Origin of the sequence: Lysobacter stagni (assembly GCF_030053425.1) — a bacterium.
Taxonomy (GTDB): domain Bacteria; phylum Pseudomonadota; class Gammaproteobacteria; order Xanthomonadales; family Xanthomonadaceae; genus Lysobacter_J; species Lysobacter_J stagni.
This window is the reverse complement of the sequence record NZ_JASGBI010000001.1, coordinates 1,011,266-1,024,202: the sequence shown is the minus strand read 5'-3', so window position 1 is coordinate 1,024,202 and position 12,937 is coordinate 1,011,266. Positions and strand designations below refer to the sequence as shown.

At 68.6% G+C, this 12,937-nt stretch carries 9 protein-coding genes; 7 read left to right on the top strand and 2 right to left on the bottom strand.

The window, feature by feature from the left end; all coding sequences use genetic code 11:
- The first annotated feature begins 16 nt into the window (after positions 1–16).
- Genes tatB through QLQ15_RS04565 form a run of 3 tightly spaced genes read left to right on the top strand, consistent with a single transcriptional unit; the run spans position 17 to position 1,994 of the window.
- The gene (gene tatB / locus QLQ15_RS04575) at positions 17–565 is read left to right on the top strand and encodes a Sec-independent protein translocase protein TatB (protein WP_283211665.1); all 549 of its coding nucleotides are present in this window, start codon (positions 17–19) and stop codon (positions 563–565) included.
- The gene (tatC, locus tag QLQ15_RS04570) at positions 562–1,329 is read left to right on the top strand and encodes a twin-arginine translocase subunit TatC (RefSeq protein ID WP_283211664.1); all 768 of its coding nucleotides are present in this window, start codon (positions 562–564) and stop codon (positions 1,327–1,329) included. Before tatB ends, tatC begins: the two co-directional genes overlap by 4 nt.
- Entirely contained in the window at positions 1,326–1,994 is a 669-nt protein-coding gene (locus QLQ15_RS04565) for an RDD family protein (RefSeq protein WP_283211663.1), read from the top strand. The genes tatC and QLQ15_RS04565 overlap by 4 nt, the downstream gene beginning before the upstream one ends.
- On the opposite strand, the gene QLQ15_RS04560 is transcribed toward QLQ15_RS04565, so the two are convergent.
- Both QLQ15_RS04560 and QLQ15_RS04555 read right to left on the bottom strand, forming a co-directional pair.
- Positions 1,995–2,903, bottom strand: coding sequence for a hypothetical protein (locus QLQ15_RS04560; RefSeq protein ID WP_283211662.1), 909 nt, complete (start codon positions 2,901–2,903; stop codon positions 1,995–1,997).
- 71 nt (positions 2,904–2,974) lie between these two features.
- Positions 2,975–3,712, bottom strand: a complete 738-nt coding sequence (locus QLQ15_RS04555) for a glutamine amidotransferase (RefSeq protein WP_283211661.1) — start codon at positions 3,710–3,712, stop codon at positions 2,975–2,977.
- A 151-nt stretch (positions 3,713–3,863) separates the two neighbouring features.
- On the opposite strand from QLQ15_RS04555, the gene glyQ reads away from it, so the two are divergent.
- From glyQ to QLQ15_RS04535, 4 genes are all read left to right on the top strand, one after another.
- Complete coding sequence (gene glyQ, locus QLQ15_RS04550) at positions 3,864–4,772, top strand: glycine--tRNA ligase subunit alpha (RefSeq protein ID WP_283211660.1); 909 nt, start codon at positions 3,864–3,866, stop codon at positions 4,770–4,772.
- A 147-nt stretch (positions 4,773–4,919) separates the two neighbouring features.
- Entirely contained in the window at positions 4,920–6,995 is a 2,076-nt protein-coding gene (gene glyS, locus QLQ15_RS04545; RefSeq protein ID WP_283211659.1) for a glycine--tRNA ligase subunit beta, read from the top strand.
- 125 nt (positions 6,996–7,120) lie between these two features.
- The gene (locus QLQ15_RS04540; RefSeq protein WP_283211658.1) at positions 7,121–8,989 is read left to right on the top strand and encodes an autotransporter assembly complex protein TamA; all 1,869 of its coding nucleotides are present in this window, start codon (positions 7,121–7,123) and stop codon (positions 8,987–8,989) included.
- 3 nt (positions 8,990–8,992) lie between these two features.
- The gene (locus tag QLQ15_RS04535) at positions 8,993–12,919 is read left to right on the top strand and encodes a translocation/assembly module TamB domain-containing protein (RefSeq protein ID WP_283211657.1); all 3,927 of its coding nucleotides are present in this window, start codon (positions 8,993–8,995) and stop codon (positions 12,917–12,919) included.
- The last annotated feature ends 18 nt before the right edge of the window (positions 12,920–12,937 follow it).

Here is a 12,937-nt window from a genome sequence, read left to right as displayed (position 1 = left end):
CCGTCGCTCGCCGGCCATGTTCGACATCGGGTTTTCCGAGATCTTCGTCATCGCGATCGTGGCCCTGCTGGTGCTGGGTCCCGAGCGCCTGCCCAAGGCCGCGCGATTCGCGGGCTTGTGGGTGCGTCGTGCGCGCGCCCAGTGGCATTCGGTGAAGTCCGAACTGGAAAGCGAGCTGGCGGCCGAGGAACTCAAGCGCAGCCTGCGCGAGACGCAGGAGTCGCTGCGCGAAACGCAGCTGGAGCTGGGCGCCAGCCTCGACGAGGCGCGTAACCGCATCAAGCGCGAGCAGGAAGCGTTGCAGCGCGAGCTGGACGCACTGGATCGAGACGTGCGCACCTCCGACACGGCCAGTACGACCGACGTGCCGGCCGAGATCGAAGAGCGTTCGCTGGCGTCGTCGTCCGATCCGGACCTGCACCCACCCCAGGCGGAATTGCCGCTGGACGCGCCGATGCCGGCGCCCCCGCGTGAGCTGCCGGTCGAAACGGATTCGGCAACGGTGCCGCGCGAGCACGCGGCCGCGGTTCCCGCAGCCTCCGCCGAGGGGGCTCCGCGCCGATGAACCGCAATCACGACGCCGCACATTCCGAGGAAAGCGCCGAACCCCGCCTGATCGACCACCTGATCGAACTGCGCGCGCGCCTGCTGCGCGCGGTGGTCGGGCTGATCCTCGTCTTCCTGGCGCTGATGCCGTTCGCCTCGGACATCTACGCCATGCTCGCCCAGCCGCTGCTGGCCAGCCTGCCTGCCAGCGGAAAACTGGTGGCGGTGGACCCGGCGGGTGGTTTCTTCGTCCCGCTCAAGCTGGCGTTCTTCGCAGCGTTGCTGGTGTCGGTGCCGTGGTTGCTCTACCAGGCCTGGGCGTTCGTCGCGCCGGGTCTGTACCAGCGCGAGAAGCGCTTGGCGGTTCCTCTGCTGGTCTCGGCCGTGGCGCTGTTCTACATCGGCTGCGCCTTCGCGTTTTTCCTGGTGCTGCCCACGGTGTTCGGGTTCCTCGCCCGCTTCACGCCCGACGTGGTGGCGATGACACCCGACATCGGCAAGTACCTGGACTTCGTGCTGGTGATCTTCCTCGCCTTCGGCGCCAGCTTCGAGCTGCCGGTGGCGCTGGTGATCCTGGTCCTGCTGGGCTGGGTGACGCCGCAGCAGCTGAAGGATTCCCGCGGTTACGCCATCGTCGGCGTGTTCGTGGTCGCGGCGATCATCACGCCGCCCGACGTCGTCTCGCAGCTGATGCTGGCGATACCGATGGTCCTGCTCTACGAGCTGGGCATCCTCGCCTCTCGCTGGCTCAAGCCGGTCTCCGAGCAGTCACCGACCGCGTGACCGCGCCCGGCGGCTTCTGGCGACGGTACGCGGCCTGGTCGCTGGATGCCGCGCTGGTCGCGCTGGTGGCATCGCCGCTGCTGCTTCCCCGTTTCTTCGCCGACGCACGTGCGCTGGATGTCCGCTTCGCCGAGCTGTTCACCGCGTTCTACGGCGCGCTCGGCGGCGATGCGCTCGACCCGGCACGCGTACTCGATCATCCCTCGCTCGTGAGCGGCGTCGCCGCGGTCGAAGCGGCACTGACCCGGATGGCCGTGCCGGTCGCCGTCGCGCTGGTGATGGGAAGCCTGATCCTGCACGTCGCGGGCGAGTGCTCGCGCTGGCAGGGCAGTCCCGGCAAGCGGGCCATGGGGCTGCGCGTGGTGGATCGCCATGGCGCGGCGATCGGTGCGGCGCACGCGCTCGCGCGCCAGCTCGCGGGTGGTCTTTCGTGGCTCACGCTCAATCTCGGCCACGCGATGGCGGCGCTGCCGCCGGATCACCTGGCACTGCACGACCGCGTGAGCGGTACGCGCGTGGTTCGCTCGGCGAGTAGTGCGTGGCCCGCATGGGCCCGTGCGTGGCTGGCCGTGCAGGCGTTCACCGCCGTCGCAGCCACGGTGGCCCTGACGGGCCACCTGATGCAGTTGGCGCAGGCCGCGGCCGAACGCGCGTTCGGCGGCTGATTACAGGGCGACTTCGTCCGCGCGCGGCGCTGGCGGTTCGCCGCACACGTCGCGCCACATGAAGTACATGATGCCGAACAGCACCACGTACAACGCCACCATGAAGGCCAGGTACAGCGGCAGCATCAGCGCAAGGCCCAGCGTCGGATGCAGCAGGCTGCCGACCGCGCTGACCACGCCGAGCACCAGCGCCAGCAGCAGCCCCACCGGAATCATCGCCAGTACCGCGACCACGGCCAGCAACAGCAGCGGCAAGAGGTTCTTGAACGTGCCCACGAAACCATCGGCCATCGCTTCGCCGGTGGAGCGCTGGCCCAGCGCGACCTGGCCGAAGCCGATCGCATAGACGCCGGACAGAATCAGGAACACCACCGAACCCACGCCCAGCAGGCGACCGAACCCCTCGGGCACCTCGGGGATCTGCGACGGATCGACCTGACCGCCGGCCGCCTGCGTCTGCAGCTGCGCCATCTGCGTATACCACTCGCCCATGCCCTCACCGAACAGGCTGAGGAGCACCAGCGCGATCACCACGTAGGTCAGCGTCATCAACACACCGAAGCGGATCAGCCGCCCGGCATCGCCGCCTTCGCGGAAGGGCGCGAACACATCGATCGCGTTTGCGGGACGGCCGTGTTCGGTCGCATCGATCAGGCGCAGATAGCCGCCGATCAACGGCGAGAGGATCAGCAGCGACAGCACGGTGGCCAGTGCCGCCACCACCATCGACCCACTCGGCCCGGGCTTGAGGATCGAGAGCACGATCAGCTGCACGATGCTGGGCAACAGCGCGGCGGCCATCATGATCGAGGCCGCGCCGAAGACGGCCCTGGCGTTGGTACGCCCCAGGTTGATGGCGCGCTTGAGCCAGGACAGGCCGGAGAACGGGCCGGTGGCGTGTGTGGTCATGGGGGATTGCTCGTGGTGTAAGGGGGGACATGCAGCGCGATGGCCGCATGCGATGAACGGAACGTAGCGGATCAATGCCCGTGCAGGTTGCGCGCGTGGCGCACGAAACGGCGCAGCACGCGGCGCGCGTACGGCGTGGCGCTCACCGAACGGGCCAGCGACTTCGCGCAGCGCCCTTCGTTCTGCAGCGCCTCGCGCCGGGCCTGCACGTAACCGCGCATGTGGGTGGCGCTGAATTCCGGATGGAACTGCACGCCCCAGGCGCGATCGCCCCAGCGGAACGCATGGCAGTCGTCCTGCGTCGAGCGCGCCAGCACCGTGGCGCCCTGCGGGGTGCGCAGCACCGTCTGCAGGTGCGTGGCCTGCGCGGCGAACTGCGACGGAAGCCCCTGGAACAACGGGTCCTCATCGGCATGTGGGTGCAGTTCCAGCCCGATGGTGCCCATCTCGCGACCGGTCGGGTTGTCGCCGACCTCGCCGCCCAGCGCGTGCGCGAGCAACTGGTGTCCGTAGCAGATGCCGAACAGCGGCATGCCGGCCTGCGCGGCATCGCGCAGCCAGGCGGCACTACGCTCGCTCCAGTCGCGACGCTCGGTGACCATGGCGGCCGATCCGGTGATGATCGTGCCGGCGAACCCCTCGCGCTGCGGAAGTGCATCGCCGCCTTCCACGTTGACCACCACCGCTTCGTCGGCGGTCAGGCCCGCGGCGACGCGGATCCAGTGCGGAAAGCCGCGGTGGCGACGCATCGAGGCGACCGGCTGGCCGGTTTCAAGGATCAGGAAAGGCCGGGGATGACGGTGGTTCACGGCAATGACGGACGACGGCGGTGGATCGGCATCCCGCGCGGATGCGAGGGGGTCGGACGGAGCCGTGGCCGCCGCGCCGGAAGGCGAAAAAACCAGCAGCATCAAGGCCCGTGGCTATACTAACCCGCTTTGCAGTTCCCCCACCGAGACCATGGCCGCACCTACTTTCCAGGAACTGATCCAGCGTCTGAACGCCTACTGGGCGGACCAGGGCTGCGTGCTGATCCAGCCGCTCGACCTGGAGGTCGGCGCCGGCACCTTCCATCCGGCCACGTTCCTTCGCGCGCTTGGTCCGGAGCCGTGGAACGCGGCCTATGTGCAGCCCTGCCGCCGCCCCACCGATGGCCGCTATGGCGAGAACCCCAACCGCCTGCAGCGCTACTACCAGTACCAGGTGGCGATGAAGCCCAGCCCCGACAACATCGTCGAGCTGTACTTCGATTCGCTCAAGGCGCTGGGCGTGGACCCGCTGGTGCATGACCTGCGCCTGGTCGAGGACAACTGGGAATCGCCGACGCTCGGCGCCTGGGGCCTGGGCTGGGAGGTCTGGCTCAACGGCATGGAAGTCACGCAGTTCACCTACTTCCAGCAGGCCGGCGGCATGGAATGCCGGCCGGTGTTGGGCGAGATCACCTACGGTCTCGAGCGCCTGTGCATGTACCTGCAGAACGTGGACAACGTCTACGACCTGATCTGGACGCATGGCCCCGACGGCACGCCGGTCACCTACGGCGATGTCTACCACCAGAACGAAGTGGAGCAGTCGGCGTACAACTTCGAACACGCCGACGTGGCCGAACTGTTCCATCGCTTCGACGCCTGCGAGAAGGAAGCGTTGAAGCTGATCGAACTCGGCCTGCCGCTGCCCGCCTACGACCAGGTGTGCAAAGCCAGCCACAGCTTCAACCTGCTCGACGCGCGCCGCGCGATCAGCGTGACCGAACGCCAGCGCTACATCCTGCGCGTGCGCCGCATCGCCCAGGGCGTGGCCGAGGCGTACTACGCACAACGCGAGAAGCTCGGCTTCCCGGTTCTCAGGAAGGCGGCGAAAGTCGCCTGATGTTGTTCCCCTCTCCCCTTGCGGGAGAGGGAAAGCCGCGCAGCGGCGAGGGAGAGGGGTTCTGCCCCGCTTCCGCGCCCCCTCTCCCTGGCGCTTCGCGCCGGTCCTTCTCCCACAAAGGGAGAGGGAAGAAAGATGGAAACCTTGATGAGCACGATGTCTCCCCTTCTGATCGAACTGGGCACCGAAGAGCTGCCGGTCAAGGCCCTGCCCGGACTGGGGCAGGCGTTCTTCGACGGCGTCATCGACGGGCTGGCCAAGCGCGGCATCGCCTTCGAGCGCGACGACGCCAAGCCGCTGTACACACCGCGTCGCCTGGCCGTGCGCCTGCCGGGCGTGGCGCTGGAGCAGCCGGAACAGAAGTCCGAAGTGCTCGGCCCGTACCTCAACATCGCGCTCGACGCCGATGGCCAGCCGACCAAGGCGCTGCAGGGCTTCGCGGCCAAGGCCGGCATCGACTGGACGCAGCTGGAGAAGACCACCGACAACAAGGGCGAACGCTTCGTCCATCGCGCGGTGAAGCCGGGCGCGAGCACGGCCTCGCTGCTGCCGGAGATCCTGCGCGAAGCCGTCGCCGCCATGCCGATCCCCAAGCCGATGCGCTGGGGCGACCACGATTACGGCTTCGCGCGCCCCGTGCACTGGCTGGTGCTGCTGCTGGGCAAGGACGTGGTCGAGGCTGAACTGTTCGGCACCACGAGCGACCGCATGAGTCGCGGCCACCGTTTCATGCACGACAAGCCGGTCTGGTTCAGCACGCCGGCGGACTACGTCGAATCGCTGCGCGGTGCGAAGGTGCTGGTCGATCCGGACGAGCGCCGCGAGCGCATCGTGCTGGAAGTCCAGGCCGCCGCGCGCAACGCCGGCGGCAACGCGCGCATCGACACCGGCATCCTGGAAGAGGTCAATGGCCTCACCGAGTGGCCCAAGGCCGTGGCCTGCAGTTTCGAGCGCGAGTTCCTCGCCGTGCCGCAGGAAGCGCTGATCGCCACGATGGAGGCCAACCAGAAGTTCTTCCCCGTCCTCGATGCGGAAGGAAAGCTGGGCGAGCATTTCATCGGCATCGCCAACATCGAATCGAAGGACGAGACCGAGGTCCGCAAGGGCTACGAGCGCGTGATCCGTCCGCGCTTCGCCGATGCGAAGTTCTTCTTCGTCGAGGACATGAAGCAGGGCCTGTCGTCGATGAACGATGGCCTGGCCAACGTGAAGTACCAGGACAAGCTGGGCACCATCGCCGACAAGGTCGCGCGCGTGGCCGCGCTGGCGGAAGGCATCGCCGCGCAGGTCGGGGTAGATCCCGCGCTGGCGCGCAGCGCCGCGGTGCTGTCGAAGGCCGACCTGCAATCGCGACTGGTCGGCGAGTTCCCGGAACTTCAGGGCATCGCGGGCCGCTATTACGCCGCGGTGGAGAACCAGCCGCTGGACGTCGCGCACGCGATCGACGAGGCCTACATGCCGCGCTTCGCCGGCGACGCCATCGCCCCTTCGAAGCTGGGCCAGGTGCTGGCCATCGCCGAACGTCTGGACACGCTGGCCGGCGGTTTCGCCGCGGGCCTTAAGCCCACCGGCAACAAGGACCCGTTCGCGCTGCGCCGCAATGCATTGGGTCTGGCGCGCACGCTGCTGGAAGGCGGCCATGACCTGTTGCTGCACGAGCTGGTCGAACGCGCCGTTGCGCTGCAGCCGGTGAAGGCGGCCGACATCGGCAGCTACGACGTCACCCAGTTCGTCTACGACCGACTGCGTGGCTACTACGCCGATCGCGGCGTGGCGTCGGTGCAGTTCGATGCGGTGGAGAACGTCGCGCACGATTCGCTGCCCGACTTCGATCATCGCCTCAATGCCATCGCCGAGTTCAGCAAGCTGCCCGAAGCCGCAGCGCTGGCCGCCGCCAACAAGCGCATCCGCAACATCCTGAAGAAGGTCGAGGGTGACGTGCCCTCGTCGATCGACGCGTCGAAGTTCGCCGAGAACGCCGAGCGTGAACTCGCCGATGCGGTGAACGGCGCCATCGCCGACACCGATCCGCTGCTGGCCCAACGCGACTACGTCGCGGTTCTGGGCCGACTGGCGCGGCTGCGTCCGCAGGTCGATGCCTTCTTCGACGGCGTCATGGTGAACGTCGACGATGCCGCCGTGCGCAACAACCGCCTCGCGCTGCTCAAGCGCCTGTCGGACCGCCTGGGTAGCGTCGCGGCGATCGAACACCTGTCGATCTGACGATGCACGGCCGGGCCATGGCGGCCCGGCTTCATGCACAGCGGCGCCACACCGGCTGCCGCTGCCTGCCGGTCTACACCGACCGTTAACCAGCTCCGGCGCACGCCCCGGTTATCCTGCCCCGCATGCCGACCTTCCCCCGCGTACTGGCCACCGCTGCGTTCTTGCTCACCGCAGCCGGAACGGCGGAGGCCGCGAAGGTCGTGCGGGTGGATATCCACGGTCTGGATGAGGCCGAAACCACCAACGTGCGCGGCGCGCTGTCGGTGGTGGATGCGATCGGCCAGGACGTGCCCGGGCGCCGACTGGGCTACCTGGTCCGCGAAGCCGAGGACGAAACGCGCGAGGCGCTGGAACCCTTCGGCTTCTACTCGCCGAAGATCGTCGTCGAGCGCAGCGGTAACGGCGACACCGGCGTCACCGTCACCATCACCGTGACCCTGGACGAACCCGTGCGCGTGCGGCGTGCCGACATCGCCATCATCGGCGAGGGCAACGAGGACCGTTACCTGAAGCAGGACCTGGCCGCGTTCCGGCCGCAGGTCGGCGACATCTTCAACCACGAGCTGTACGAGGCGAGCAAGACCAAGATCACGCGCCGCCTGGCCGAGCGTGGCTACTTCGATGCCGACTTCAGTTCGCGCCGCGTCGAAGTCACCCGCGCCGAGCGTGCCGCCGACATCGACCTGGTGTGGAGCAGCGGTGGCCGCTACGACATGGGCCCGATCAACATCGAGCAGACACCGCACCAGATCATCCGCAGGAGCCTGCTCGACAAGCTGATCTACTGGGACCAGGGCAGCTACTACCACCAGGGCAAGCTGGACCGCTTCCGCGAATCGCTGGCGCGGCTGGACTACTTCTCCAGCATCGAGATCGAGCCCCGCCCGGAAGACGCTGTCGACAACGAAGTACCGGTGAACGTCACGCTGACGCCGGCCAAGCGCACCATCTACACCGCGGGCCTGAGCTACGGCACCGACAGCGGCCCCGGTGTTCGCCTGGGCATGGAACGCCGTTACGTCAACGACCGCGGCCACAAGGCGCTGGGCCAGATCGACTGGGCCTCCAAGCGCAAGACCGCGACCGCGCAGTACCGCATTCCCGCGTTCGCGTGGCTGGACGGCTGGTACACCTTCAGCGCGCAGTACTACGACGAACAGACCGACTACATGGACACGAACAAGGTCGAGCTCGTGGCCAGCCGGAGTGGACAGATCAACCGTCGCCTCAACGCCGTGGCGTCGCTGCACGCGCTGCGCGAGCGCTGGGCCTATGCGACCGTCCCCGAGGGGACGGACGGCTCCGACCCCGACGACGATACGGACGACGAGCCGGTGTTCGCCGCCACCGCCTACAACTACGCGACGTTCCTGTATCCCTCGTTGCGCGCCGAGTTCATCGACGCGGACGACCGCATTTTTCCGCGTCACGGCATCGGCATCACGGTGGAAGTGCGCGGCGGCCTCGAAGGCCTCGGTTCCGATGCGAACTTCGCGCAGGCATGGGGCGTCGCACGCTGGTATCAGGCCATCGGCGACAACAACCGCCTGATCGTGCGCGGCGAAGTCGGCGGCACCTTCACCAACGCACTGGTGAACATGCCACCGAGCCTGCGCTTCTTCGCCGGTGGCGACCGCAGCATCCGCGGCTACGCATTCCGCGAAGTCGGCCCCTCCACCATCGGCAGCGACGGCAAGAAGTACGCGCTGGGCGCGAAGAACGTGCTGACCGGTTCGGCGGAGTTCGAGCACTACTTCAACGACACCTGGGGCGCGGCCGTGTTCGTCGACGCGGGCGATGCCTTCAACAAGTTCGGCAGCGACGTGACCGACAGCACCGACCGCGACCAGAACTTCGACCTGCACACCGGCGTCGGCATCGGCGTACGCTGGCGCTCGCCGGTGGGGCCCGTTCGCGTGGACATCGCGCGCGGCCTGAACGACCCGGACTCGGATTACGAGATCTACCTGAACATCGGTGCGGACTGGTAGCGCATGAACACGGCGACTCCAGGCAACGAAGACCCGCGCGAGCAGCGCATCGCGGAGCTGCGGCAGCGCCGTTTCGCGCGCCTGCGTTGGCTGGCGGTACGCGCGGGCATCCTCTCGGTTGCAGTGGCGCTGCTGGCCGGTGTGTTCCTGTACTGGCTGTTGACCAGCATCGGCGGTCGCGACCTGCTGATGGCGCAGATCGTCGCGCGCCTGCCGGACAACGCGACGCTGTCGTGGCGTTCGCTCGAAGGTCCGCTATCGGGTCCGCTCACGCTCAACGGCGTGCGCTTCACCTACGACCGCATTGTGTTCACTGCCGAACGCGTGCACATCGACCCGGCGATCCGTCCGCTGATCCGCAGGCGTCTGCGCCTGGATGCCCTGCAGATCCGCAACGCGACCCTGGAGATCCCCAAGAGCGACGAGCCGTTCGAGCTGCCGCGCTGGCCCGAGGTGTTGCCGGAGATCGCACCGCCGCTGGAGCTGCAGGCCGAGGACGTACGTGTGGACGGTTTCCTGCTGACGCAGGAGAAAGAGAAGCTCATCGACGTGCGCACGCTGCGCGGCGGACTCGATGCACGCGAAGGCCGTCTGCATGTCGAACGCGTGTTCGTCGACAGCGACCGCGGCCGGTTCAACCTGCACGGCGATTACCTGCCGCGCGAGGACTACCGCACCGACCTCACCGCCAGCGCGGTGCTGCCCGCGGCGGACGGCCGCACGCCGGCACGCGTGGGAGTGGTCGCGCGTGGCGATCTGTCGCGCATGAACGTCGCCATCGCTGGACACGTGCCCTCGCCGCTGCATGCGAGCCTGGTGTTGCACGGTCGCGATGAACCACGCTGGCGGCTGGACGCGGACGCCGAGGGTCTCGACCTAGGCCTCCTCACCGGCGCTGAGGCGAGAGACGACGATCAGCCGATCGTCTTCAGCTTCAGCGCCGACGGCATGGGTGGCGCGGCCGACCTGCGCGGCGAACTGCGCCGCGGCGATCTCGTCGCGACGGTGCTGCCGTCGAAAGTGAAACTGGAGAACCAGGTGCTGGACGTGCAGCCACTGGCGTTGCGTATCTTCGGCGGCGAGGCGACGCTGCGTGGCACCGCCGATTTCACCGATGCGGCGAACGCACGTTTCCGTTTCGCCGCGAACGCGCGCGGGCTCACCTTCGGCGGCACGACGACCGTCGCCGCCGCGGCGCCCAATCCGCCGGCCAGCGTCAGCGCACGCAAGCTGCAGCAGGCCACGACGCAGGCGCCTCAGGGTGCGCAGGAAGTGCCGGTCGCGATCGGCGTGGATGCGGACCTGGGGTTCGCCGGCACGTTGAAATCATGGGCCGCCATCGGCAACGCCACGCTGCGCCGGGATCGCGAGCAGGCCACGGTGCGCTTCGACGGACGCGGCAACGACGAACGCATGGTGCTCAAGACGCTGCAGGCGCGCATGCCCAGCGGCACGCTCGACGGCACCGGCACGGTGGCCTGGGCGCCGTCGCTGTCGTGGAATCTGGACACCACCCTGGCCGGCTTCGATCCGGGCTATTTCGCCGCCGACTGGAAGGGCTCGGTCAACGGCAAGTTGACCACCACCGGCCGCACGCGCGACGACGGCGGGTTGGAGATCGTCGCCGACGCGTCGCAACTGGGCGGCCGCCTGCGCAATCGTCCGCTGCAGGGCCGCGCGCACTTCACGATGCACGGCGCCGGCACCGCCGGTGGCGAGACGGCGTACGAAGGCGATGTCGCGCTGACGCTCGGCGGCAGCCGCATCGATGCGAAGGGCCGCGTCGCTTCGGCGCTGGACATCGACGCGACGTTCGCGCCGCTGGTGTTGTCGGACCTGCTGCCCGGTGGCGCCGGCACGTTGCGCGGCACGCTGCAGGTGAAGGGTCCGCGGGCCGCGCCCGATGTCGTGGCCGACCTCACCGGCAGCGGGCTGAAGTACGGCGATTACCGCGCCGATACGTTCACCGCCAAGGGCCGCCTGCCCTGGCAGCGCGGCAACGGCGCGATCGCGGTGCGGGCCACCGGACTGGAGGTTGGCCTGCCACTGTCGTCGGTGACGCTGGACGCACGCGGCGCCGTGGAATCGCTGCATCTGCAGGGCGAGGCGCATGGCGACATCGGTCACCTGACGCTGGCCGGCGATGCGGCACGACGCGGCACGACGTGGCAGGGCGCGCTGTCGGCATTCCAATTGGCGCCCACGCGTGGCGCGTCGTGGCACCTGCAGCAGGCAGCCCGTTTCAGCTGGGATGGCCGCAACGGCTCGCTGAGCAACAGCTGTTTCGTCTCCAGCGGCGGCGGTTCGCTGTGCGCCAGCGCCGACTGGCCGCGTCGCGGGCTGGCGGTGAATGGCGATGCATTGCCGCTGAGTCTGCTGGTCCCGTATCTGCCCGAGCGCGAGGACGGCCGGCCGTGGGTGCTGCGCGGCGAGATCTCGCTCGATGGCCAGCTGCGACCCGCCGGCAATGCATGGCGCGGCGAGGTGCACGTGCGTTCGGCCGGTGGCGGCCTGAAGAACAGCGCGCGCTCCCGGCGCGAAGTTCTGAACTACGACAACCTCGTCCTCGACGCGACCTTCGACCCGCGTCGCATCCATGCCGAACTGGGCACGGCCTTCAACAGCGGCGGCCGCATCGAGGCCAGCATCACGACCGGCTGGGACGACTACGCGCCGCTGTCAGGCAACGTCGCGGTCAACACCACCGAGCTGGTATGGCTGGAGCTGTTCTCGCCCGACATCATGGAACCCAAGGGCCGGCTCGATGCGCGACTCACGCTGGGCGGCACGCGTGCACGTCCGCAGATCGGCGGGCAGGCACGGCTGAGCGAGTTCAGCACCGAAATCCCGTCGCTGGCCATCGTGCTCGACAACGGCGACGTTCACCTGGATGCACTGCCCGACGGCACCGCGCGCATCGCCGGTTCCATACGTTCTGGCGAGGGCACGCTCAAGGTCGATGGCACCCTCAACTGGCAGGACACCACCGCGCCACTCCTGCTCACGGTCCGCGGGCAGAACGTGCTGGTATCCGACACGCGCGACCTGCACGCCGTCGCCAGTCCCGACCTGCAGGTGCGCTATGCCGCCGGTCAGCCGATCACGGTAACCGGCACGGTCACGGTGCCTTCGGCACGCATCGACCTGGAACGACTGGACCAGGGCGTATCGGCGTCGCCGGATGTGGTGGTGCTGGATCCGGAGGATCCAGAGCGGACCGCCGCCTCGCCGCTCGACCTGGACCTGGCGCTCGTGCTCGGCGACGACGTCCGCCTCAACGGCTTTGGCCTGGAAGGCGGACTGGGCGGCCGGATGCGCGTGCGCTCGCACCCCGGCCGCGAGATGACGGCCAGCGGTCAGCTGCAGGTGCACGGCACGTACAAGGCGTACGGTCAGGAACTCAACATCACGCGCGGCGAGTTGTCGTGGTCGGGCGGTCCCGTGTCCGATCCGATCCTCAACGTGCGCGCCGAACGCGTGGTCGGCGACGTGACGGCCGGCGTCGACATCCGCGGCCGCGCCAGTGCGCCCACCGCGACGGTCTGGTCCGATCCAGCCAGTTCGCAGTCCGAAGCGCTGGCCTACCTCACGCTGGGCCGTCCGCTGGCCAGCGCCAGCAGCGACGAAAGCCGGCAGGTCACCGCCGCGAGCGCCGCGCTTTCGGCAGGCGGCAGCCTCATCGCCTCGCAGCTGGGCGCGAAGCTGGGCCTGGACGATGCGGGCGTCAGCGAAAGCCGCGCGCTCGGCGGCAGCGTGCTCGGCGTGGGCAAGCATCTCTCGCCGCGCCTGTACGTCGGCTACGGCGTATCGCTGCTGGGCACCGGCCAGGTGCTGATGCTCAAGTACCTGCTGCGCAAGGGCTTCGACGTGCAGATCGAATCGAGCACGGTGGAGAACCGTGCTTCGATCAACTGGCGGCGGGAGAAATAGGCACGCGTGCTAGCCTGC